This is a genomic window from Hominiventricola aquisgranensis, assembly GCF_040096225.1.
GTDB classification, from domain to species: Bacteria; Bacillota; Clostridia; order Lachnospirales; family Lachnospiraceae; genus Hominiventricola; species Hominiventricola aquisgranensis.
Genome location: NZ_JBBMFC010000013.1, coordinates 1 through 24,191, shown reverse-complemented (window position 1 = coordinate 24,191; position 24,191 = coordinate 1). Strand labels below are relative to the sequence as shown.

Here is a 24,191-nt window from a genome sequence, read left to right as displayed (position 1 = left end):
GTCACACTCCTTTCAGTTTTCATCTGCCAGAGAAAGTTCAATGCTGTCCTTCGGAATCAGCAGTCTGACATAGTCATTTTCATTCCACAGATATTCATCATGAAGATGGAAATCAAACTCATCCTTCGTTCTGACAATGTAATGATAATGGTCACCTTTATAAATAAGAGAAATAATATTTCCGCAGATGCCCTCTCCATTCTCTGTATCATCACTCATTGTGATAGACTCAACCGGAACTTTCACTTTTACCTTCACGCCAGCTGTCTGGATCTCATCTCCGGATGCATCCACCAGAACACCTTCTGCATTGATGGTAGATCCCGGATACAGTCTGGTTACATCACAGTCGTACTCGCCGCCTGCAAATTCCACCATGTAATTCTTGGTCAGTTCGCCTTCATAAATATTCTGGTTTGTATCTGCCAGGATTACATGGATACCATCCGGCTCCAGACACATCCCGATGGTTTCTCCAACTTTAGCTCCTCTGGTTCCCTGGATCACCACTTCATTATCTCCGGATTCTACAATGATCTCATAATGCATTCCCTTAAAGATCACAGACTGCACCACGCCGGTGATTGTTCCTTTTTCCGGTTCCGTCATGATCACGTCCTCCGGCCGGACGATCACATCAACCTTAGCCCCTGTCGGCAGATCATCCAGACACTCAAACTCGGCACCACAGAAATTAACTTTTCTGATACCGCTCATATGGCCGGTGTAAATATTGCTCTCGCCGATAAAGTCTGCCACGAATACAGTATTGGGCTCGTTGTAGATCTCTTCCGGTGTACCGATCTGCTGGATCTTTCCGTCAGACATAACGACCACCTTGTCTGACATGGTCAGAGCCTCTTCCTGATCATGTGTTACATAGATAAAGGTGATTCCCAGTTCCTTATGCATAGCCTTCAATTCCAGCTGCATCTCTTTTCTCATCTTCAGATCCAAAGCTCCCAGCGGCTCGTCAAGCAGAAGGATCTCCGGCTCATTAACAATGGCACGGGCAATGGCAATACGCTGCTGCTGACCGCCGGACAGAGTTGCAATGCTCCTCTTCTCAAAGCCTTCCAGGTCAACGATCTGGAGTGCATGACTTACCTTCTCACGGATCTCTTCCCTGGTCAGCTTCTCCTGACGGGTCAGAGTCTCCCCCGATGCATTCTGATAAGTAACGGTCTTTGTTTTCAGCTTCAGTCCAAACGCAATATTGTCAAATATATTCAGATGTGGAAATAACGCGTATCGCTGAAATACCGTATTGATCGGCCGCTTATTAGGCGGCAGCTGACTGATCTCTTTTCCATTCAAAAGTATCTGTCCCTCTGTCGGAATATCAAATCCGGCGATCATTCGCAATGTTGTGGTCTTTCCGCATCCGGAAGGACCCAGAAATGTCACAAACTCTCCCTTTTTCACCTGGAGATTAAAGTCCTTTACCGCTTCAAAATTATCCTCAAAGCGCTTCTTGATCCCTTTCAGTTCAATAATGTTTTCAACTGACATCATGTGGCACCCAAATCCTTTCATTTGTTATTTACAGTGATATTTGCACACAATAAAAGCAGAGATATCAAGATGACTTTTCGTTTCTTGACGTCTCTGCCTTTTCGTTCCTATGCCAGTATCACTACCACAAATCCTAGCGGAAAATGATAAAAATGTCAATAAAATATTACTGATTTTGCAAGGATTTTACGTGAAGTTCAGGTTGCTTAAACATTTCTGTTTTCGTCAAAAATTCCTGTTTTACATTTTCAATTTTCAGTTTTCATGTTTTCTGACTTTTTAAGATTTCACAGAAAGTTCACAAAAAATTAGCACTCACCTCTTGACATTGCTAATAATAGGTGTTATAGTACAGACAGAACAAAGGAAGAGGGATACAAGAAAGAACTTAGATCCCGAACCCGAAAGGAGATATGACTTATGTTGATGCCTAGCATTTTTACAAATACTTATTTTAATGATTTCTTTGAGGATCCGTTTAAGAGTTTGGATTATAACACCTCTGGTCTGATGACCACAGATGTGAAGGATACCAAGGATGGTTATGAGATGACCATGAACCTGCCGGGAGTGAAGAAAGAAGACATTCAGGCTGAGTTGAAAGATGGTTACCTTACCATCAATGCAGTGTCCAATTCCAACAAGGATGAGAAAGACAAAGATGGCAAGTACATCCGCAAGGAACGTTACAGTGGCTCCTGCACCAGAACCTTCTACGTAGGCGACAGTGTAAAACAGGATGACATTAAAGCCAAATTCGAAGATGGTACTCTGAAGCTTACCATTCCGAAAGAGACTGCGAAACCTGCCGTTGAAGAAAAGAAATATGTCAGCATTGAAGGCTGACATGTAATCTGTGCCTGATGGCACACCAGAACAGCTGACCCGTAGCGGTGTCGAAAGGCACCGCTACCCTAAATAAATTATAGTAAATAATTTTAATTCCACAAGGAGGAATGACTTATGTTGATGCCGAGTATTTTTAATGATAACTTATTTGATAACTTTTTTGATTTTCCGTTCTATGATGACAGAGCAGAGCGTCAGGCTGAGAAGAAACTGTATGGACATCATGCAGCAAATCTGATGAAGACTGATATCAAAGAGAAAAAAGATGGCTATGATCTGGAGATGGATCTGCCGGGATTCAAGAAAGACGAAGTTAAGGTTGAACTGAACAATGGTTATCTGACCGTCAGTGCAGCTAAAGGTCTTGATGAAGATGACAAGGACAAAGAGACTGGTAAATACATCCGTCGTGAGCGTTACACCGGTTCCTGCCAGAGAAGCTTCTATGTTGGCGATGATATTACCGAAGAGGATATCAAGGGCGAGTTCAAGCATGGTATCCTGAAACTGTTCGTGCCGAAGAAAGAAGCAAAACCGGCTGTAGAACAGAAGAAATACATTACCATTGAAGGTTAATGAGAATATCCCAAAGTAATTTACATTACTTTTCCCTATAGCATCATTCCATACAAAATACCGGAGGGCTTGCCCCTCCGGTATTTTTCATATATTTATTCTATTTTCAGCATTCGATAACCGATACCAATATGCGTCTGTATATATTGAACTTCCTTTTTATCCGCTTCCAGCTTCTTCCTGAGTGTTGCCATGAACACACGAAGAGATGCAACATCATTTTCTGAGCTTCTTCCCCACACTTGTTGCGTAATGTAAGTGTGAGTCAACACTTTTCCCATATTACGTGATAAAAGGCACAAAAGTTTATACTCAATAGGGGTCAGATGAAGTTCTTCTCCTCTTAAGAAAACACAGCCTGCTGTATAGTCAATTTTCAATTCTCCATTGGTAAAAACTGCGCTTTCCTTTCCATCGATCCCCTGGTTGACAGACAACCTGCGTTGTGCTACACGTATCCGCGCAAGCAACTCTTCTACAGAAAATGGCTTGGTAATATAATCATCCGCCCCGGCATCCAATGCCTCTATTTTGTCTGTATCTTCACTTCTGGCACTGACTACAATAATAGGAAGATTCGACCATGTCCGAATCTTTTTTATTACTTCAACCCCCTCCATATCTGGAAGTCCAAGGTCAAGCAACACAATATCCGGATTGTGAGAAGATGCTTCCATAATCGCTGATGCGCCGTTTTCTGCGGTTAAATATTTATAATCATGAGTTTTCAACGTAGTTACGATCAGATTTCTGATCGGGCGGTCATCTTCTGCCACAAGAATAAGAGCTTTATTCATTCAATATCACCTCACTTAATGGTAATGCAAACGAGAAGATACAGCCATGCGGATCGTTGTCTTCTAATTCCATTTTTCCCCCGTGTGCTTCCACAATGGACTGACACAATGCAAGTCCCAATCCAAGACTTCGTTGACTATCCGCAATATTGTTCCCTCCTGTAAAAAACATTTCGAAGATATGCGGTTTTATCTCATCTGAAATTCCAGGTCCATTATCTTCCACACTGATCCACGCTTTTTCATTTTTCTTCAGAGCTCTTATTGTAATTGTCGAACCAGAAGGGGTATATTTTATTGCATTGTCCACCAGATTAACAAGAACCTGAATAATAAGTCTTACATCCATTCTCGTAAGAAGAAGATCTTCACATTCTGTGATGATCTTGTAATCATCATGCTTTCGGCTGATATGACGCAAAGCTTCCGCAATCACTTCATCCATAAGCTGATCCGTAAACTTAAACTTTAATCTCCCGTCATTCAATCTTGTAATAGACAACAGATTCTCAACTACACCTGTGAGCCACTCTGCGTCATCATAAATATCCGTATAGATCTGCCGTCTTGTTCCTTCATCCAGATATTTTCCATTACTGAGCAGCATATCCGCATTCCCTGATATTGAGCACAACGGTGTTCGCAGATCATGTGATATAGCACGCAGCAGATCAGCTCTAAGCTGTTCATTTTTTGCGATCACTGCATTTTTTTCTTTTTCTTCTGCGTTTCTGGCATTATCCATGGCAAGAGCGCATTCGTTAAGCACAGACAGCAAAATACTGTATTCAAACGAATCCAATACATCTTTCTGAGCAGGAACACCAACGACTCCATATACTTGGTCTCCAATACGAATCGCCAGATACAAGCATTTCGAATTTTTATAATAATGCGTTGTTGCTCCTGCCCGCTTTTTGTTCGTATATACCCATCTGGCAATCTGCTGCTCATCCAATGTCAGATAGGACTGGTCTTCCGCTTTTTCTTTTTCAGAAAACAGATGTCCTTCTGCCAGTCTCCCATTTACTGCAGCATATGCTACAATGCTGCGGTCAAACAGACGTGCCAGCTGTGTACATGTGATCTCAAGTATCTCCTTCTGGCTTCTCGCCTTTTGCAGCAGACGATCCGTGTCAAACAGAATCTGCGTGCGAAATGCCAGCTGTGCTGATAGCCTGGCATGCGTTTTCAGTTTTGCAGCCAGTGTCCCTGTCAGCACAGACGATATGAGCATGATCACAAATGTCACCGGATATCCCACTGCATAGGTCTGAAATGACATCCTTGGCTCGGTGAGAAAAAAGCAAAAAAGAAAGACACTTATGACAGAACCTGCAACACTGCATAGATATCCATCTGTCAAAATTGAGGTAAGCAATACCCCAAGAATATAAATGGTCACAACATTGGCTTCTGAAAAATGAAATTTCTGAAACACAAGTCCTATGAATGTACAGATGACAAAGATAAGAACCGTCAGAAAACACTCTTTTACCGATGGCTTCTCCACATGCAGGGGCAAATGTCCTTTTCTGTAATTTTCTGCATTCACCGTATCAGGTATAATATGAATATCGATATCAGGGACAATATCGATCAGCTTTTCTGTCAATGTTTTTCTGCTGAAAAAATTATTCCTCTTCATACTGCTCTGCCCAATCACAATTTCAGTAACATTGGACAGCTGTGCATACTCTGATATCTGCAATGGAACATTTTCTCCATGTGTCATTACAATCTCTGCTCCTAGTTCCTCTGCAAAACGAATATTCTCATCCAGCCTTTCTTTATCTTCTGACCGGGTCCTTGCTCCCGTCTGCACATATAAAGCAGTAAATTGTGCCTGCAATGCATTTGCCATTTTGGAAGCGGTAAAGATAATATTCTTATTTGATGGAGAGGATGACAAACATACCAGAATATGTTCATTCTCTGTATTTACATTCATGTTCTCTTCCGCCTTTTCCGGATATTGAACAAATTATAACATGTTATAAAAGTCTCTTCAAATATGAAAATACTTACGGATCGCTTTATATTCACCAAGAACCAACAACGTGATATGCTCCGTGAACATCGTGTCTGCGGATATATTGATGCTTATTTTCCCATTGCTTTTCATAGCAAATATATTAATGTTATACTTCTTCCTGATATCAAGCTCGCCAATCGTTTTTCCCACCCATTGCTCCGGGACTTCCACTTCAAAGATGGCATGTGATGCGTCTACCTCCATATAATCCAGGATATAATCGTCAGCATATCGGATAGATGCCCATTTTGCCACCTGCTTTTCTGGATAGATCACACTGTCGGCTCCATTTCTCAGAAGGAATTTTTCCTGAACATCGCGTTCTGCTCTTGCGATCACCAGCTTCGCACCAAGTTCTTTTAATAAAGAGGTCGTTTCAAGTGAATTCTGGAAGCTTCCACCAATTGCTACAAAACAGATATCATAATTTCTGATTCCCAATGATCTCAGATAATCTGCATCTGTGCAGTCACCAATCTGCGCATTTGTGACAAATGGCAAGACCTTTTCTACCCGTTCTTCATTCAGATCCACTGCCATGATTTCATGTCCCATCTGGTTCAGTTGTTCTGCCATATGTCTCCCAAAACGTCCAAGTCCAATCAACAAAATATTTTTCATAATCTCATTCCTCATCTTTCTAGCCCACTGTTATCTTTTCTGTCGGCAATTTCGCATTTTTTCTGTTTTTGTCCGAAAACATTGCATAAATTAATGTAAGACCTCCTACCCTGCCAAGGTACATGAGCAGGATTAATATACTTTGGGATATTATATGCAGATCCGGTGTGATCCCAAGTGTCAGTCCAACTGTGCCAACCGCAGATGCCGCTTCAAAGAGGCAATTTAAAAGAGGCTGGTTTTCACAGATACTGATGGCAATTCCCCCACAGAGGAATAGCAAAATATACATCATAGCTACCGTTGACGCATTTTTTATTGTCTGGCACTCAATTCTGCGGCCATAGACTCCAGCATCTTCCTTATTGCGGAATGTAGCAAATGCGTTAAATACTAATACTGCAAATGTTGTCGTCTTCATGCCTCCTGCTGTTGATCCCGGAGACCCTCCGATCAGCATCAGTAATATCATAATTGCTTTCGAAGGCTCTGTCATAGCAGCCAGATCTGCCGTATTAAATCCGGCTGTTCTCGGAGTAACTGACTGAAAGACAGACATCAGAAGTCGTTTTTCCATCGGTAATCCGCTGAAATCCTGAAAGAAAAAGAAGATTGCAGGAAGAATGATCAGCCAGACAGTCGTAGTAAGAATGACTTTACTTTGCATCCGATAACGCTTCAGCTTCCATTTGTTTATATAAATATCATCCCAGGTCATGAAACCGATTCCTCCCACTATGATCAACAGCATAATTACTATATTGATCAATGGGTCTCCCATATACCCTGTCAGAGATACAAATGTGTGATCCTTGGTTCCCAATATATCAAATCCTGCATTGCAAAATGCAGATATTGAATGAAATATAGCCATCCAGATTCCTTTGAAACCAAATGTTTTACAAAAATCCGGTAGTAAAAGCAGCGCACCTGTCGCCTCAGCCAACAATGTTCCCAGTAAAATGAATCTGGTGAGCCTGACAATCCCTCCCACTTTGGGAGCTGAAATCGCATCCTGCATAGTGCTTCGCTGCATAAGGGAGATTTTTCTTCCCGATAAAATGACAACGGCAGCTGCAACTGTCACAACTCCAAGACCACCAATCTGAATCAGCGCAAGAATGACTGTCTGTCCGAAAAATGACCAATAACTGCCCGTATCCTGTACAGCGAGTCCTGTAACACATACTGCTGATGTTGATGTAAACAATGCCTCATGAAAGGATGTTGCCACTCCTTCTGCAGATGCGACCGGAAGCATCAGCAGAAACGCCCCCAGCAGAATCACTCCTGCAAATCCCAGAATAATCACCTGAGATGATGTCAGGTGTTTTTTTCTATATATACCTTCTGTCATAATGAGTGTTATCTCCTGTATCTGTAATATCTCCTCATTATAACGATTACAGTTCAAAGATTGTGTTAGTATCTTTCCTGTCGTATTAAGATTGTATAAAGAAAAAATGCCGAAGGAGCTCACTCCTTCAGCATTCTTATATCCCTATCTCTTATCCCACTGCAAATGTCATCTCAGCAGTCACAGCCACTTTTCCATCTACGGTTGCTTTCGCAGTTCCCATACCGATGGGGCCTTTCTGCTTGATGATCTCAAGTTCCAGAGTCAGTACATCGCCCGGAACTACTTTCCGTTTGAATTTTGCTTTATCGATGCCGCCAAAGTAGACGGTCTTTCCTTTGTTTTCCGGCTGGCTTAAGATGGCCACTGCACCGGTCTGTGCCAGTGCTTCCAGGATCAGAACACCCGGCATTACCGGTTCCTGCGGAAAATGTCCATTAAAAAATGGCTCATTGTAGGAGACACATTTTTTACCTACAGCACGTTTTCCCGGCTCCAGTTCCTCGATCCGGTCGATCAGCAGAAACGGCTGACGATGAGGGATCGTCTCCATGATTTCTTTAATATCCATTACCATATGTATCTATACTTCCTTTCCAGAGCGCATTCTGTCCGTCACTACCTGCCATCTACTCTGCGTACTTCTTGATCAGAATACTTGCATTGTGTCCGCCGAAGCCAAGAGAGTTGGACAGCGCATACTCAAGCTCCATCTCTACACCATGACCCTGTACATAATCCAGATCCAGTTCTTCATCCGGGTTTTCCAGACCTCTGGTCACATGGACGAAGCTCTCCTCCATCTCTTTCACACAGGTAATAAATTCCACTGCTCCTGCTGCTCCAAGCAGATGACCGATCATAGACTTGGTGGAGTTGATCTTCATATCCTTTGCATGCTCACCAAATGCCAGTTTGATAGCACGTGTCTCGAACAGATCATTGTGATGGGTACTGGTTCCGTGTGCATTGATGTACATAATGTCTTCCATAGCTGCACCTGATTCCTGAACTGCCCACTTCATGGCATTGGCCGCACCCATACCATCTTCCGCCGGGGAAGTGATGTGATAAGCATCGCTGGTAGCACCATAACCAACCACTTCGGCCAGGATCTTGGCGCCTCTCGCCTGAGCATGCTCAAGTGTTTCCAGAACAACCACGCCTGCACCTTCACCCATGACAAATCCGTCACGGTCTTTATCGAACGGAATGGAACAACGCTCCGGGTCTTCACTTCCGGACAGAGCTGTCAATGCTGCAAAACCAGCTACACCGATCGGACAGATACAACTCTCGGTTCCGCCTGCCAGCATCACATCAGCATCTCCCACCTGAATGCTTCTGTAAGCTTCTCCGATCGAATGGGTTCCGGTCGCACATGCAGTCACCACATTGAGACTCTTACCTTTCAGACCATAAGCGATGGACACATTTCCTGCTGCCATATTAGAGATCATCATAGGAACCATCAGCGGATTCACACGATTAGGTCCTTTTTCCACCAGTTTGGTGTACTCTTTTTCCACTACCTGAAGACTTCCGATACCTGAACCGATAGAACAGCCCACACGATAAGGATCTTCTTTGCTCATATCAAGACCGCTCTGCTCCATAGCCTCTTTTGCTGCGGCTACGGCATACTGAGAAAATGTTTCCATTCTCTTGGCTGCCTTGAAATCCATAAACTCCTTTGCTACAAATCCTTTTACTTCTGCAGCCACGTGTGCTTTGTATTCTGCAGCATCAAACTTGGAAATGATTCCAAATCCATGATTTCCAGCTTTAATATTATCAAAATACTCTTTTACATTCAATCCTAAGGGGGTGATCGCACCCATACCGGTAACTACTACTCTTCTCATCCGATTGCCATGCCTCCGTCTACGCTAATGATCTGTCCTGTAATATAGGACGCTTTTTCTGATGCCAGATAAACTGCCATGTTTGCAATATCCTCCGGCTGGCCGAAACGACCCAGCGGGATCTGTGCAGTCGCTGCCTCACGCACCTGCTCCGGCAGTACCTTTGTCATATCGGTATCTACAAAACCCGGGGCAATTCCATTGACCGTGATTCCACGGCTGGCAAGCTCTCGGGCCATAGTTCTGGTAAGACCGATGATTCCTGCTTTGGATGCAGAATAATTGGCCTGTCCTGCATTTCCAAGGATACCGGATACAGAAGTAATATTGATGATCCGGCCGGAACGCTGTCTGAGCATCTGACGGCTCACTGCCTTGATTGTATTAAAGCAGCCTTTCAGGTTTGCGTTGATGACTGCATCAAAATCTTCCTCCGACATCTTCATGATCAGATTGTCTCTGGTGATTCCGGCGTTATTTACCAGAATATCCAGATGTCCGTAAGTCTTGATGATCTCTTTGATCATGGCATCTGTATCTGCAGTGTCTGCTACATTACACTGATACACGCAGCCGTCTGCTCCCAGTGCTTTTACCTCTTCCAGAACCTGCTCAGCCCGTTCTTTCGAGCCATTATAGTTGATCACAACAGTCGCTTTCTCTGCTGCCATTGCCAGTGCGATGGCGCGACCGATTCCTTTTGCCGCACCGGTGATCAGTGCAACCTTTCCTTCCAGCATCCTTATTCTCCCTTCACTGCAGCCACAACTTTTTCAAAGTCAGCCATATTTTCAATATTGTACATGGTTACATTGCGGCTGATCTTTCTCATAAATCCAGAAAGTGTTTTTCCAGGTCCCATCTCAATAAATGTATCCACTCCGTCTGCAATCATTTTCTCCACAGACTGCTGCCAGCAGACACTGGAGGATACCTGTCTGGCAAGCAGTTCTTTGATGTTCTCTGTGGATGTCACATAGTCAGCAGTTACATTTGTAAGATAAGGAACCTTCACATCATGAAGCTCCACATTTTTTAATTCTTCTGCCAGTTTCTCACCGGCTCCGGCAAGCATCTTTGAATGGAAGGGACCGCTCACATTCAGTTTGACAGTACGTTTTGCACCTGCTTCTTTCAACTTTTCTGCCGCAGCATCTACTGCCTTCTCTTCTCCGGTGATCACAATCTGCCCCGGGCAGTTGTAGTTGGCAACAGACACGATTCCTTCTACTTCCTCGCAGACTTTCTCGATGATCTTGGCATCAAGACCGAGAACTGCTGTCATAGCTCCACCTGTAGGAACTGCTTCCTGCATATAGATACCTCTCTGTCTGACTACCCGAAATGCATCTTCCAGACTCATCACACCGGAGGCGATCACAGCACCATACTCCCCAAGGCTTAAACCTGCATTCACATCAGACTGAATCCCCTGTGTCTCCACTGCTTTCAGGATCGCAGCCTCCACAGCCAGCATACAGATCTGGGTATACTCTGTCTGGTTCAGTTTATCATTTTCTTCAAAGCAAAGTGCCGGGATGTCAAGGCCGGATGCCTTGGAAGCTTTCTCAAACACTTCACGGCATACCGGAAACGCCTCATAAAAATCTTTTCCCATGCCAACATACTGAGCACCCTGTCCCGGAAATAAAAAAGCAATTTTACTCATATCCTACCATCCTATATTTTGATTTTCAAACTATTATTCTTTGAGAAAGGCCGCAGCGCATACTCTGGTGCACAGCGGCCCTTGTCTCGGCAGCTGTCTGAATCCTGTTTATGATCTGACAGCTCTTATTTTATTTTCAGCAGTCTTTCTGCCTGATCCATCACTTCATCCACGATCTCCTGACAGCTCTGTCTCTTTGTGATCATTCCGGCGATCTGTCCGGCAAGTACAGAACCATTATCTGTATCACCTTCCACAACTGCCTTGCGAAGACCTCCAAGAGTCAGATTTTCCAGCTGCTCAAAAGATGCTCCCTCTGCTTCCAGTTTCAGATACTCGCGGGTCATCTTATTTCTTAATCCCCGAACTGGATGTCCATGACTTCTTCCAGTTACCTCAGAATCGATATCCTTTGCTTTCAGGATACGATCCTTGTACTTGTCATGGATCACACACTCATCAGCCACACAAAAACGTGTACCCATCTGAACGGCCTCTGCACCCAACATGAATGCAGCCGCCATTCCACGGCCATCTCCAATACCTCCGGCTGCGATCACCGGAATCTGTACTGCATCAACCACCTGCGGAACCAATGTCATGGTTGTTGCCTGACCGATGTGTCCACCGGATTCAGTTCCCTCTGCAACAACTGCGTCTGCGCCCACACGCTCCATCCGTTTTGCGAGAGCTACAGATGCAATTACCGGAATCACCTTGATACCTGCAGCTTTCCACTGCGCCATATATTTCTCCGGGTTTCCTGCTCCGGTCGTAACCGCTGCGACCTTCTCCTCTGTCACAAGCTGTGCGATATCTTCTGCAAACGGACTCATCAGCATGATATTTACACCAAAAGGCTTGTCCGTCAGTTCTCTTGCCTCGTGGATGTAATTTCTGACCACATCTGCCGGTGCATTGGCTGCTCCGATGAGACCGAACCCGCCTGCGTTGGATACTGCAGCTGCCAGGTGAGATTCAGCAACCCAGGCCATACCACCCTGGATGATCGGTTTTTCAATTCCCAGAAGTTCTGTTACTCTCGTCTTCATATCTGTTTCGCTCCGCCTGTTCTTACTCTTCTACACCTTTGGATTTCAGATAATCCATAACTGCACCTACAGTTGTCAGTTTCTCAAGATCCTCAGACGGAATCTCTACATTGTACTCTTCCTCAAGAGCCATTACCAGCTCGAACAGATCCAGGGAATCAGCTCCCAGATCATCTTTGAAGGAAGTCTCTGCAGTAATCTCTGCTGCATCTACATTTAACTGATCTGCTACCATTTCTTTCATCTTCTCTAACATGTTCGTATTCTCCTTAATCTTTCATTTTCATTTTAATCATCTTAAAGGCATTCCTGAGGATCGCCTTATTTATTTTGATATTCAAAGTATATGTTCCACATCTACATTTGTCAAGCATATTTTTTGATTATCAAAGTATTTTGTGAATGGCGCGTGTGAACTATATTACTACCATCTGATCACACAAGCGCCCCAGGTAAGACCTGCTCCAAAACCAGACAGTACCAGTGTATCGCCTTTGTTCAGTTTTCCCTGCTCATCAAGCTGTGCCATCAGGATTGGCAGACTGGCGGCGGATGTATTTCCGCACTCATTCAGGTTCATCGGGAATTTTTCTTCCGGCTGTCCCAGTCGCTTCGCCACCGACTGAATAATACGGCAGTTCGCCTGATGCAGCAGATACAGATCCACTTCCTCCGGCTTCAGTGCTGCTTTTTCGAGTGCTGCGTCAATGCACTGCGGAACTTTCCGTACCGCAAACTTAAATACTTCCTGGCCGTTCATCTGCAAAAAGCCTTCCTGACCTTCTGCCTTGCAGACTGGATTGCCGTTAGGTCTTCCCTCACAGGAAAGTACTTCCCATCTGGATCCATCACTACCAACCTCATGTGCCAAAATTCCGGCTTCTTCCGTAGCTTCCACGAATGCCGCACCTGCCCCATCTCCAAATAAGATACAAGTTCCACGGTCATTCCAGTCAACCAGTTTGGACAAGGTCTCCGCTCCGATCAGCAATGCATTCTTATACATTCCGCTTTTTACACATGCATCTGCCATATGAAGAGCATATAAGAATCCTGAGCAGGCCGCATTGATGTCAAATGCCACTGCCTTGTCTGCTCCGATCAGTGCCTGTACCCGGCATGCCGTACTTGGTGTTACTGTATCGCCGCTGATAGTTGCCACGATCAGAAGTTCTACTTCTGAGGGGTCTGCACCTGCCCGCTTCAAAGCTTTCTCTGCAGCAGCCGCTGCCATGGATACGGTCGTTTCTTCTCCTGCCAGATGACGGGCACGGATTCCAGTTCTCTCCGTGATCCATTCGTCACTGGTCTCTACCAGTGTTGCAAGATAATCATTGTCCGCCCGAAAAGCAGGCAGACTGTATCCTGTTCCTGTTATTCTTGTATTCATGTTGTTCCTCACAAATTTATTTTGATTATCAAACTATTTGACTAGAGTATAGATGGAGAAACAAGATTTGTCAATGAGAAAAATATTAAAACTTGCTGAACTCTACTGAGAAATAATATACATAATCATTGTCCGAAATATATTCCTCATTTGTAACATCATCTATGGAGAATCCCCTGATGCCATCTTTTCCATAGATAAATGCCACCACGCCCTGTTCCGTATCATACTGAACTGGTGTCATCTCTTTGATCTGTGTTGCTGAACGTCCATAATATTCCCGCTCCAGCACATCCTCCAGAATCGGCACATAGGCTGTACATTTTGAATCAGAATCCGTCAGAACCGTCTTGATCTCAAAATTGTCAAAATCCGGTATGAGTGCTATGATTCCTTCCGGCGAAGTCTCCATCTCATCATAAGTAATCCCGAAAATCTCTTCTTTGGATACCAGTTTTCCGGACTGATATTCTGACACATATATGGTCAGTTTCCTGCATTTATCTTTTGTTGAGTACCGAAACAGATAAGCTCCGTCCACACCTGATAAAATCTCAGCTGTCTTCATCTCTGTGCTGTTCCGGTCAACTGGCATCATATAATTTCGCGGCTGACTTAAGCGCCGGAATATCATGCTTCCAAGAACAGACACCATAAGGACTGTGATCAAAAGCATCACAGCAATAATCACCTTCAGATTTTTCTGCTTCGCCTTACTATCCTTCGCCACCTGAATCAGATTGTCCTCTGCTATTTTTACAATATTTTCTTCGCTGATATCTTCTCCTGCAAGAAATTCATTCATGCTGATTCCCAGTATCCCGCACAGTTCCATATAGACAGATACATCCGGCAGACAGATTCCCCTCTCCCATTTGGAGACAGACTTATCACTCATCCCCAGCTGTTCCGCAAGCTGCTTCTGAGTCAGTCCCAACGCTTTTCTTTTTTCCGCAATATATTTCCCAATTTTTATAAGATCCATAGAATTACCTCCCTTAACTAAGGCAAGTATATCCGTTTAAGGCTAAAAGGAACACCTCCCGAGAGTAGAATATAGGAAATTTATCCTTCAAATATGGGATATTTCTTCTTATCCTCCTCTGTGATCTTCCGCATGACTTTGCAAGGATTTCCAACAGCGATAACGCCCTCCGGAATATCTTTATTTACCACACTTCCTGCACCGATGATCGTATTACTTCCAATTGTCACACCTGGCAGCACAGATACATTGGCTCCGATCCACACGTTGTCTCCCACTGTGATCGGCAGTGCAATCTCCAGTCCCCGACCTCTCTGTTCACTGTCGATGGCATGACCCGCAGTAGAAAACACACAGTTTGGTGCAATAAAAACATTATCTCCAAACGTCACTTTCGTGCAGTCCAGGATCGTTACATTATGATTAGTATAGAAATTCCTTCCTACAGAAGTATTTATGCCATAATCACAGTAAAATGGTGCCGTAATCACCGGCGTTCCTTCCATCTTTCCAAGTATCTTCTTCAAGAGTTCCTGCTGCTTTTCGGTATCCGATGGTCTCAGGTTATTGAATTCATAGCATAGATCCGCACAGCGTGTTCTCGCTTCTACGATCTCCTTGTCATAATTTGCATCATACAAATACCCTTTTTGTGCCTTTTCCCATTCTGTCATAATACTGTTCCTCCGTACATTTTATCTTCTACAAGTTTTTGCTCCTGTTGATATTCCAATGGTTCCTTTTCTTCCTGTTTTGAGATTATTTTCTCATATATATCGCATTTCTTCAAGCTTTGGAGAATTTGCGGTCTGATTCCGCGGTGATTGCCCAATCTCCGACAGATTTCTTTCTCAACTCGCCTGTTTTTGGGCATTTTCATATCCATAATGTCTTCTGCTGCCCAATTCCCTCTTAAAAGTGTTACTGCAAATATTTCAGTGGATTCACCTGAGTTCCATTCACAAGGATCTCAAAATGTACATGAGGTCCGGTGCTTCGACCGGTGTTTCCACTCAATGCGATCTTCTGGTTCTGATCGACTTTCTGACCTGCGGATACCAGAATCTTGCTCAGATGGCCATAACGGGTCATCTTACCATCCGGATGACGGATGGTGATACAGTTACCGTATCCTCCAGACCAGCCGGCACTGACAACGGTACCTCCGCAGGAGGCACGGACTGCAGTTCCCTTCGGCACAGCCCAATCGATTCCTTTATGCATACGTCCCCAACGCCACTTGAAAGTGGAGGTCATGGTTCCTCCCGTGATCGGCTTAATATAAGTCGGAGGTGTCTGTGTACCTCTCTCCACAATCTTCGGCACTGGCTCCACCATGACATTTTCTGCGATCATTTCCTGATCCGTCTGAGCATCGTTCTTGTATGTGGTCAGCATGGTCACCTCATGATGTCCTGCCACCTCTTCCTGCAGGACTTGTGTCTGTGTGGTGTACCAGCTGTCATTATCTACATACTGAGTCTCTGCGTAATAATCTTCCTCATAGGTTGTCTGCACCTGTCTCATCACAGACAGCTCTGGCTCCGGCACACTGATAATAATCTCATCGCCCAGATGCAAAGTTGCGTCTCTGGTAAGTCCCGGGTTCAGCGCCAGCACTTCATCCACATAATAGCCGCGGCTGTTGGCGATCACAGAAAGCGTATCTCCAGACTGTACCTCATAAGTCTGATTCTTCTCTTTTTCCTTGGTCACTTCATCAATAGCCACATCCAGAGAGGTCAACTGATCCGCATCAATATAAGCTTCCGAAATCTCGACTTTTTCAGCAAAATCCAGTGCCTTCAGGCCATCACCATCCGCAATCTCTTCCTTCGGTGTCACCTGCACTGTAAATGCGTTTAACTCGCGGCTGGTATCCGATACCACCTGTACCTGAAACAATCCATCTGGATCATTTGCCGTCAGTGCTGCTTCCAGAAGCTGCTGCACCTCGTCCATGCTCGCCAGATTGATGGTAAATTCGTTGACCTTCACCATGTAATATTTCTGTTTTGCAGTCTTTACTTTTTCCTGCAGCAGATCATAGATCACCTGCTCCAGCTGTTCTTCCTTCAGAGTGCTTCCGAACAGCTTCGATACCCGCTGAAAGCTGCACTCCACATTGGCCAGTACCAGTCCCTCAGTCTCCCTGGCGATCTTTGCTCTGGCATTCAAGAATGCCTGATCCACTTCCTCCGGATCAGCCACTGCACCAATGACTTCTCCATCCAGCAATACCTCACTATAGGTGGTCTCATTTCCCAGCGTATTCCCCAGGATTGGTACACAGAATAGCATCAGCATACAGCATCCGATGCCCCAGCCTGCCAGATTTATCTCGAATTTCCTTCCGAATAATTTTTTGTATTTTTTCCTTTTCCGCATGTACTTCTTTTCTTTCCCTTGTTCTTTTGGCCGGAAGACTTCTTCCGGACAGAATATCCAAAGCTTCCTGCTTTTTCTCCTAATGTAAAGTACTCTCCATGAGAGTAAGTGATAAGCCCTGCCTGATTCAGTTCAAATTTACCCTGTTCGTTCAGATACTTATCTTCAATCGTCACATTGGTCACTTCTGCCAGGAACAGGTCATGACTTCCCAGTTCTTTGATCTCTGTCACTTTACATTCAATGTTTACCGGACTCTCAGCGATTCCAGGTGTTGCAATGGTTCTGGATGGAAATGGAGTCAGATGCATCTCTGCAAATTTGTCCACATCTCTTCCAGAACGAACACCGCAGTAGTCTGCCGCACGCACCAGATCCTTCGTAACCAGATTGATCACAAACTCACCGGATTCTTTTAAAATATGATGAGAGTATCTTTCTTTTCTCACAGAGATAGATACCATGGCCGGTGAAGAACAGACGGTTCCTGCCCACGCGATCGTAATGATATTAGGTTTTTCATCCGGAAGTCCGCAGCTTACCATTACTGCCGGTACCGGATACAGCATATTCCCTGGTCTCCAATACTGTTTTGCCATGTTTTGATACTCCTGTTCTGATTCTGTCCTGATTTTTTGACAACATTTTTATTTTAAGCACTGAAAGCCCATTTGACAAGGAAAATCACGGTTTTTTTACACTTTTTTCATAAAAAAATCCCCCATCTGGAAATCTTTCATTCCAGACGGGAGATTTCTTATAATAAAGGATTCTTTGTGGCCTTAAGCAACATACTCTTTCAGAATATTTTCCAGTGCAGATCCGCTGCTTGTGTGACAGCGTACCACCTGCACATTATTCTTCTTCGCCTCATCCACTGCCGTTTTCACCATTTTGTGAGATACAGTGTTGGTAAAGAGGATGAACAGATCCGGTGATCCCATCTGTTTATCCATGCTGGCTGACATCTGCGTGAATACTTTTGCCTTACATTTATAGTTTTTACAGATTTTCATATACTGACATACCATACGGTCATGTCCACCCACGATAACAACACTCATGAAACGGTTCCTCCTATTCTACTAGCACGCGGCTAATTGTTTTCCAAGTTCCACTAATTTTGCTTCTGTTTCATCATCCGGTGCATCTGCACAGATGGCATCCTCGCCTCCGATCACATCAGCGCCTGCATTTTTCATCTGGTCAACCCAGTTCCGCATCCACTCACCGTCTCCCCATCCGTAGGAACCAAACAATGCAATCTTCTTGCCGGATGCGAATTTCTCTACTTCAGCAACAAATGGTTCCATGGTGCCCTCTTCCAGCACTTCGTCACCCATTGCCGGACAACCAAGTGCAAATGCGCTCTCACCTTTGAGCTCCTCTGCGTTGAAACCGTCAACCGGAACAACCTTTGCAGTGGCACCTGCTGCCTCTACTCCTTTTGCTACCATGTTTGCCATTGCCTCAGTATTACCTGTCTCGCTGTAATAAACAATTACGATCTGTCCCATTTTAAGAATCCTCCTGTCTTTAATATGCCTGGCAACTGATCTCACACAGACTGCTGCCTGCGCTCAGCATCTGCAGTACCATGTTCCGAACTGCCTGATAGAGCTGAAATGTCTTTTTGGCTCCTGTCTCATCACTGTATACCTTCCAGTAGCCAGAGCAGAGGAAATCTTTTCCTTCATGCTCAATGAATCCTTTCACATCACTTAACGGATATCCAAGAAATGCACCCATCTCATGAGGAAATTCAGCTCTTCCTTCTTTGTATTCCGTAAACCGTTCCGCCAGCCTTGCAAGCATCTGGTCAAGTGTACTCTCTTCTGTCTGATACCCATAGGATTTCAGAAATTCTGCTGTCCCCGGCCAGAGAAGCAATGCTTCCAGTCTGTCCTTCCGGTACAGAAGCCAGATACTTTTCTGTTCTCCCCGATGGAGACAGATCCCCCATATTCCAGGAATGTCTTCCATCTCCAGAAACCGCTCTTCTTCCTCTCTTGTAAGAATCAGAAGATTGGATGGCTTCACATCCATAAGAACCGGCGAACACTGATTCGCAATACTGTTTCCAATCATTGTCTCTATCATCTCTTCCTCCGATCCCTTTGGTTAGTTTATTCTAATTAGTTGCCGCTAACTTATAGTATCAGATTCCATTAAAAAAAGCAACCATGCAGCTGATAGATTTTATCAACTACATAGCTGCCATGATTTAGTTTCCCAGATTTTCACAGATATATGCAAGAAATTTCTCTGCTTCTGCTGTTAATTCATCCCTTTTTCGCTTCACATATCCAAGTACGATCCGATCCTTCTCTCCTTTGATAGGAATCTGCCGGATTCGTCTGTCCGTCTCCTGCCGGCTGTCTCCACAGACAGAAATGCTGCACAGATCAGTTTTGCTGACTAACTCAAGCAGCACATCCCTGCTATTAGTCATCAATGTCTTTCCATGAGTTCTGTGATACTGATAGTCTTCCTTCCCATGCACCAGTTGAATCGAAAACATATCCTGGTCTGCATCCATCTGAATCAGTTTGATCTCCCGCAGTTCTTTGTTGCTCACCGACTCTGCCCCATATAACGGGCTCTCCGGTCCTGCCAGTAATACAGGCGAACGTTTCCCGATCTCCGTAAATTCCAGCCGCTTGTGCGCCAGCATCTGCAGAAGTGCCGTCTTCTGATTCTGATCCACCAGAAGGAATCCGATGTCCACTCGATGGTGATGGACCATGCGCAGGAGTTCTTCTGCATTACGCTCCATATATTCCACATGAAGTCCTTCTTTTACTTCCTGTGCATAAAATGTCCGAAACAGATGATTCAGCTCATCATCCGGTGTCACTGCAATCTTCAGCATCCGGATATCCTTTTCTTCCCGCACATGCTGGATCTTGCCGGAATCTACCAGGATCCTGCAGGCATATTCGTATACCTTGCGTCCCTCTTCTGTAGCTTCCACACCTCTTGCGTTTCGCTTGAGAAGCTGCATGCCAAGCTCTACCTCCAGAGATTTGATCGTTTTGCTGATATGCGGCTGCGTTGTATATAAGAGCTCTGACGCCTTCTTGAAACTTCCATTGTCAATGCTGACAACCAGATACTGAAGCTGCTTAATATCCATATTTTTCCCCCGTTCTCCACGTTATACAATAAAAACCTGCGCATACGCGCAGGTCTGATCTCTTTTCTATACACGGACAAAGACGAGATGCAGGATGGCTGCTCTCGTTTATTGATATGTCTATGTAAGAGTTCTTATCTGCCGTAAGAAGCACTTATTCCCTGCAAGCAGTTCTCCTGACTCCAGTTCACAACCATTACAGTCCTTCCCAGACCTCTCCGGTCCAGTGGATCATCTATAACGGCTCCCTGTCACAGTGGCGGGACCGCACCGGATTCACACCGGTTTCTCTATAAATCCTTTCGGAACTTGCAGTACCCGGAATCTATCATGAATTCCGTCGTTTTCTTTATTTCAACTATATAGAAGTTTCTCCGGATTGTCCACCTTTTTTTCCTGTCTTTGTGTAAAAAAGAGACTATGGATCACCCATAGTCTCTCTTTGCGCATTATTTATTTCAGAATCACCTGGTCTATGTCCTGTACATTATGATAGCCCTTCTGGCGCAATGCATAAGTCAGTATCCGGTTCCATTCCTCAGCATCAAAATCTACTTCATGATGATTTTTCAGAATCACACGGCAGCCATTGATCGGATCCTGCGCAGATCTCCCGGTCAGACGATATGGAACATTCGTCTGAAATACGCCAAGCTCTGTCAGAGCATTTACCATCCGGTATACCGTTGCAATTCCAATATTCTTATCACGTTTAGAAGCCTGATAATAAATTTCTTTGCAGCTGGTGCAGTCCTGTTCAAATACAATGTCAAGAATCAGCCTGCGCTGCTTCGTGATCCGCATGCCACGGTTCCGAAATTTCTCCAGGATCATATCCTTTTCACGTGTAGTCCGAATCAGTTTTTCGTCTTGCACTTGGAGCATCCTCCGCATCCTCCTCCGCAGCTTCCACAGCTCTTTCCATTTTTCTTATCTTTCCAGATACTGCGTGCAGCTGCTACAACTATTGCCAGTACAACAAGTCCTACAACCAGTGTTCCCATTTTTTATGCCCTTGCCTTTACTTTTACATTCAGAGTTGTTGCTTCTTTATACGGACGAACCAACAGCCAGATGAACAGTACGATCAGTACAATTGCAACGATCAGCCATGGAGTATATACACCATAGAAGATAGCACTTCCAACCTGATTGATCACCAGAGATACGCAGTAAGCAAGCAGACACTGATATCCAATTGCAAACCAGGTCCATTTTGCATTGTTCATCTCTCTCTTGATAGCTCCGATTGCTGCGAAGCATGGTGCACACAGCAAGTTAAATACCAGATATGCATATGCTGCAACTGCGGTATAATCCTTGGCAATACTGCCCCAGAACTCTGCACCATCCTCAGCAACTTCCTCTAATCCATACAGAACGCCGAAGGTACCTACTACGTTCTCTTTTGCTACCAGACCGGTAATTGCTGCTACAGTAGCTTTTGCATTGCCGAATCCCTGCGGAATGAAGATCCAGGAGATCGCATTACCAATTGTTCCAAGGAAGCTGTCTGCAAAATCTTCTACTGCACAGTAAGTGCCGTTCTCAAATCCATAAGTAGAAGTATACCAGATAAAGATGGTGGATAAAAGAATAACCGTACCAGCTTTCTTAATAAAGGACCATCCACGCTCCCACATACTTCTCAATACATTGAGAACTGTCGGCATATGATAAGCCGGAAGCTCCATAACGAACGGAGCCGGATCACCAGCAAACATCTTGGTTTTCTTCAGGATGATACCGGAGCAGATAATTGCTGCGATACCAACAAAATATGCACTTGGTGCAACCCACGGAGCACCGCCAAAGATAGCACCTGCGAACAGAGCGATGATCGGAAGCTTAGCTCCACAAGGAATAAATGTTGTCGTCATGATGGTCATACGACGGTCACGCTCGTTCTCGATAGTTCTGGAAGCCATAACACCAGGAACGCCGCATCCTGTACCGATCAGCATCGGAATGAAGGATTTACCGGACAGACCGAATTTACGGAAGATACGGTCCATGATAAATGCAACACGAGCCATGTAGCCACAGTCCTCAAGGATAGCCAGGAAGATGAACAGTACCAGCATCTGCGGTACGAATCCAAGGACAGCTCCGACACCGGCAACAATACCATCAAGGATCAGACTCTGCAGCCATCCAGCACAACCAACGCTGGTCAGGAATCCTTCTACTGCAGGAGGTACGATCTCTCCAAACAGCACATCATTGGTCCAATCTGTTACAAAAGTACCAACCGTCGTTACAGACACATAATATACCAGCCACATGATCACTGCAAAAATCGGAAGAGCAAAGATACGATTGGTAACGATCCGATCGATCTTATCAGATGTGGTCATCTGTCCTGCTTTTGCTTTCTTGCAGCATTTTCCAATAATAGAAGAAATGTATACATAACGCTCATTGGTAATAATACTCTCTGCGTCATCATCCATTGCTTTCTCTACGCCATCTACAATACTATCAACATCTGGAGCACTCTTCATCTGCTCTTTGATCTTGTCATCGCGCTCAAACAGTTTGATAGCGAAGAAACGCTTCTGCTCTTCTGTAACCTCGCTGCCGATCTTAGCCTCGATTGCAGTCAGAGCTTCTTCGACTTTTTTATCAAAGGTATGTACGATCTGCTGTGCTTTGTTAGCCTGTGCAGCCTGAACTGCCGCTTCAGCAGCCTCTTTTACTCCAGTACCTTTCAGTGCAGAGATCTCAACAACCTTGCATCCAAGTACTTCGCTGAGTTTGTCAATAAAGATCTGGTCACCGTTTTTCTTAACAACGTCCATCATGTTGATCGCCATGACAACCGGGATTCCAAGCTCCAGCAGCTGTGTTGACAGATACAGGTTTCTCTCAAGGTTAGTTCCGTCTATAATGTTCAGGATCGCATCCGGACGCTCAGATACCAGATATCCTCTGGCTACAACCTCCTCCAAAGTATATGGAGACAGGGAGTAGATTCCTGGAAGGTCCATGATCACTACATCAGAATGTCCCTTTAATTTTCCTTCTTTTTTCTCAACCGTAACACCAGGCCAGTTACCAACGAACTGATTTGCGCCGGTCAGTGCATTGAACAGAGTGGTTTTACCACAGTTTGGATTACCGGCAAGTGCAATCTTTAAAGCCATTTTTTCCTCCTCATGGTTAGCAGATTCTAACCTATATTCTTAAAAATAAGCTGCTTTACGCAGCCTTCATTTGCAGTTTTTTCCTTACTGTACTTCGATCATCTGAGCGTCAGCTTTTCTTAAAGACAGCTCATATCCGCGGACAGTTACTTCAACCGGATCTCCAAGCGGTGCTACTTTACGGACAAACACCTGAGTTCCTTTGGTAATTCCCATATCCATGATCCGACGTTTCACAGCGCCTTCTCCATGAAGTTTGACAACGGAAACAGTTTTTCCAACCGCCACATCTTTTAATGTCTGCATCTTGTTTCTCCTTCCTTCTGCCGTTCTCGTCAGGCAACCATGATCTTGGACGCAAGTCCTCTGTCCAATGCGATACGAACACCCTTGACGATCAGAATCATTCCTCCAGGTGTGTCTCCGACACATTCAACTTCTGCGCCCGGGGCAAATCCCAGATCCTGCAGATGACGAAGTGTTTCATCTTTTCCGCGAAGACTCTGCACAGTGCGCTTTTCACCGATACTCATAAGTGCTAATGCCATCATGCTCCCTCTTTTCTTCATTTTAGTATGTGTATTGAAAACGACTTATCATTTACGTTTCCATATTATATAGTCACGACTAATTATTGTCAACTAACTTTTGAAAATTTTTCTCATTTTATTGATATTTTTTCTCAACACATGAAAAACATAAGAAAAACAGGCTATCCATAGGATAGCCTGTTCAGACTGTAGACAAAGCCCCGCTTTTGCGGGGTTTTGCTATTGTTAGAACCGCTTTTCTGATATAATGATGTCAGAA

At 44.5% G+C, this 24,191-nt stretch carries 27 protein-coding genes, 1 pseudogene and 1 riboswitch; of the genes and pseudogenes, 2 read left to right on the top strand and 26 right to left on the bottom strand.

The features are described from left to right. Window positions 1-12 precede the first annotated feature (12 nt). Window positions 13-1,515, bottom strand: a complete 1,503-nt coding sequence (locus WMO62_RS08490) for an ABC transporter ATP-binding protein (protein WP_349144416.1) — start codon at window positions 1,513-1,515, stop codon at window positions 13-15. 420 nt (window positions 1,516-1,935) lie between these two features. On the opposite strand from WMO62_RS08490, the gene WMO62_RS08485 reads away from it, so the two are divergent. After that, a complete protein-coding gene (locus tag WMO62_RS08485; protein WP_117498964.1) occupies window positions 1,936-2,361 on the top strand; it encodes an Hsp20/alpha crystallin family protein in 426 nt (141 codons plus the stop codon). A 117-nt stretch (window positions 2,362-2,478) separates the two neighbouring features. Beyond that, the gene (locus WMO62_RS08480; protein WP_118438602.1) at window positions 2,479-2,940 is read left to right on the top strand and encodes an Hsp20/alpha crystallin family protein; all 462 of its coding nucleotides are present in this window, start codon (window positions 2,479-2,481) and stop codon (window positions 2,938-2,940) included. A 95-nt stretch (window positions 2,941-3,035) separates the two neighbouring features. Here the strand turns inward: WMO62_RS08480 and WMO62_RS08475 are convergent, their stop codons facing one another. The 25 genes and pseudogenes from WMO62_RS08475 to WMO62_RS08355 form a co-directional block, all read right to left on the bottom strand. Then, window positions 3,036-3,737 carry a response regulator gene (locus WMO62_RS08475; protein WP_349144415.1) on the bottom strand — a complete coding sequence of 234 codons (702 nt, stop codon included), beginning with the start codon at window positions 3,735-3,737 and terminating at the stop codon, window positions 3,036-3,038. After that, a complete protein-coding gene (locus WMO62_RS08470) occupies window positions 3,730-5,688 on the bottom strand; it encodes an ATP-binding protein (RefSeq protein ID WP_349144414.1) in 1,959 nt (652 codons plus the stop codon). The genes WMO62_RS08475 and WMO62_RS08470 overlap by 8 nt, the downstream gene beginning before the upstream one ends. 57 nt (window positions 5,689-5,745) lie before the next feature. Next, window positions 5,746-6,393: a potassium channel family protein gene (locus tag WMO62_RS08465; RefSeq protein WP_118510838.1), complete on the bottom strand. Its 648-nt coding sequence runs from the start codon at window positions 6,391-6,393 to the stop codon at window positions 5,746-5,748. Window positions 6,394-6,412: 19 nt separating this feature from the next. After that, complete coding sequence (locus WMO62_RS08460) at window positions 6,413-7,750, bottom strand: TrkH family potassium uptake protein (protein ID WP_349144413.1); 1,338 nt, start codon at window positions 7,748-7,750, stop codon at window positions 6,413-6,415. 151 nt (window positions 7,751-7,901) lie between these two features. Then, the gene (fabZ, locus tag WMO62_RS08455; RefSeq protein WP_117498955.1) at window positions 7,902-8,327 is read right to left on the bottom strand and encodes a 3-hydroxyacyl-ACP dehydratase FabZ; all 426 of its coding nucleotides are present in this window, start codon (window positions 8,325-8,327) and stop codon (window positions 7,902-7,904) included. Between the two features lie 52 nt (window positions 8,328-8,379). Then, window positions 8,380-9,615, bottom strand: a complete 1,236-nt coding sequence (gene fabF / locus WMO62_RS08450) for a beta-ketoacyl-ACP synthase II (RefSeq protein ID WP_118438604.1) — start codon at window positions 9,613-9,615, stop codon at window positions 8,380-8,382. Further along, a complete protein-coding gene (gene fabG, locus WMO62_RS08445) occupies window positions 9,612-10,355 on the bottom strand; it encodes a 3-oxoacyl-[acyl-carrier-protein] reductase (protein ID WP_118438605.1) in 744 nt (247 codons plus the stop codon). The genes fabF and fabG overlap by 4 nt, the downstream gene beginning before the upstream one ends. Window positions 10,356-10,357: 2 nt before the next feature. Further along, complete coding sequence (fabD, locus tag WMO62_RS08440; protein WP_118596415.1) at window positions 10,358-11,284, bottom strand: ACP S-malonyltransferase; 927 nt, start codon at window positions 11,282-11,284, stop codon at window positions 10,358-10,360. A gap of 125 nt (window positions 11,285-11,409) precedes the next feature. After that, window positions 11,410-12,348 (bottom strand): annotated as a pseudogene (gene fabK, locus WMO62_RS08435) (enoyl-[acyl-carrier-protein] reductase FabK); the annotation flags it as partial. A 10-nt stretch (window positions 12,349-12,358) separates the two neighbouring features. After that, window positions 12,359-12,592: an acyl carrier protein gene (acpP, locus tag WMO62_RS08430; RefSeq protein WP_117498946.1), complete on the bottom strand. Its 234-nt coding sequence runs from the start codon at window positions 12,590-12,592 to the stop codon at window positions 12,359-12,361. A gap of 168 nt (window positions 12,593-12,760) precedes the next feature. Continuing rightward, on the bottom strand, window positions 12,761-13,726 hold the full coding sequence (locus WMO62_RS08425) for a beta-ketoacyl-ACP synthase III (protein WP_349144412.1): 966 nt from the start codon (window positions 13,724-13,726) through the stop codon (window positions 12,761-12,763). Between the two features lie 85 nt (window positions 13,727-13,811). Beyond that, a complete protein-coding gene (locus WMO62_RS08420; protein ID WP_349144411.1) occupies window positions 13,812-14,711 on the bottom strand; it encodes a helix-turn-helix domain-containing protein in 900 nt (299 codons plus the stop codon). An 80-nt stretch (window positions 14,712-14,791) separates the two neighbouring features. Further along, window positions 14,792-15,385 (bottom strand): sugar O-acetyltransferase, encoded by a 594-nt coding sequence (locus WMO62_RS08415; RefSeq protein ID WP_349144410.1) that lies wholly within the window; start codon window positions 15,383-15,385, stop codon window positions 14,792-14,794. Further along, on the bottom strand, window positions 15,382-15,597 hold the full coding sequence (locus WMO62_RS08410) for a hypothetical protein (RefSeq protein ID WP_349144409.1): 216 nt from the start codon (window positions 15,595-15,597) through the stop codon (window positions 15,382-15,384). Before WMO62_RS08410 ends, WMO62_RS08415 begins: the two co-directional genes overlap by 4 nt. A 35-nt stretch (window positions 15,598-15,632) precedes the next feature. Then, window positions 15,633-17,099, bottom strand: coding sequence for a peptidoglycan DD-metalloendopeptidase family protein (locus WMO62_RS08405; protein ID WP_349144408.1), 1,467 nt, complete (start codon window positions 17,097-17,099; stop codon window positions 15,633-15,635). Further along, a complete protein-coding gene (locus tag WMO62_RS08400; RefSeq protein ID WP_349144407.1) occupies window positions 17,048-17,698 on the bottom strand; it encodes a flavin reductase family protein in 651 nt (216 codons plus the stop codon). The genes WMO62_RS08405 and WMO62_RS08400 overlap by 52 nt, the downstream gene beginning before the upstream one ends. A 183-nt stretch (window positions 17,699-17,881) precedes the next feature. Further along, window positions 17,882-18,163, bottom strand: a complete 282-nt coding sequence (locus tag WMO62_RS08395) for a DUF2325 domain-containing protein (protein WP_117498926.1) — start codon at window positions 18,161-18,163, stop codon at window positions 17,882-17,884. 21 nt (window positions 18,164-18,184) lie between these two features. Next, window positions 18,185-18,616, bottom strand: coding sequence for a flavodoxin (locus tag WMO62_RS08390; protein ID WP_118438762.1), 432 nt, complete (start codon window positions 18,614-18,616; stop codon window positions 18,185-18,187). Between the two features lie 19 nt (window positions 18,617-18,635). Beyond that, window positions 18,636-19,199 carry a DUF3793 family protein gene (locus WMO62_RS08385; protein ID WP_349144406.1) on the bottom strand — a complete coding sequence of 188 codons (564 nt, stop codon included), beginning with the start codon at window positions 19,197-19,199 and terminating at the stop codon, window positions 18,636-18,638. 124 nt (window positions 19,200-19,323) lie between these two features. After that, the gene (locus WMO62_RS08380; protein WP_349144405.1) at window positions 19,324-20,235 is read right to left on the bottom strand and encodes a LysR family transcriptional regulator; all 912 of its coding nucleotides are present in this window, start codon (window positions 20,233-20,235) and stop codon (window positions 19,324-19,326) included. Between the two features lie 149 nt (window positions 20,236-20,384). Further along, window positions 20,385-20,563, bottom strand: a riboswitch (cobalamin riboswitch). A gap of 125 nt (window positions 20,564-20,688) precedes the next feature. Then, window positions 20,689-21,120, bottom strand: coding sequence for a Fur family transcriptional regulator (locus tag WMO62_RS08375; protein ID WP_349144404.1), 432 nt, complete (start codon window positions 21,118-21,120; stop codon window positions 20,689-20,691). Continuing rightward, the gene (locus WMO62_RS08370) at window positions 21,093-21,239 is read right to left on the bottom strand and encodes a FeoB-associated Cys-rich membrane protein (RefSeq protein ID WP_117498917.1); all 147 of its coding nucleotides are present in this window, start codon (window positions 21,237-21,239) and stop codon (window positions 21,093-21,095) included. The genes WMO62_RS08375 and WMO62_RS08370 overlap by 28 nt, the downstream gene beginning before the upstream one ends. A 3-nt stretch (window positions 21,240-21,242) precedes the next feature. Next, entirely contained in the window at window positions 21,243-23,381 is a 2,139-nt protein-coding gene (gene feoB / locus WMO62_RS08365) for a ferrous iron transport protein B (RefSeq protein WP_349144403.1), read from the bottom strand. Window positions 23,382-23,465: 84 nt separating this feature from the next. After that, entirely contained in the window at window positions 23,466-23,687 is a 222-nt protein-coding gene (locus WMO62_RS08360; protein WP_117498913.1) for a FeoA family protein, read from the bottom strand. A gap of 29 nt (window positions 23,688-23,716) precedes the next feature. After that, entirely contained in the window at window positions 23,717-23,932 is a 216-nt protein-coding gene (locus tag WMO62_RS08355; RefSeq protein WP_349144402.1) for a FeoA family protein, read from the bottom strand. Between the last annotated feature and the right edge of the window lie 259 nt (window positions 23,933-24,191).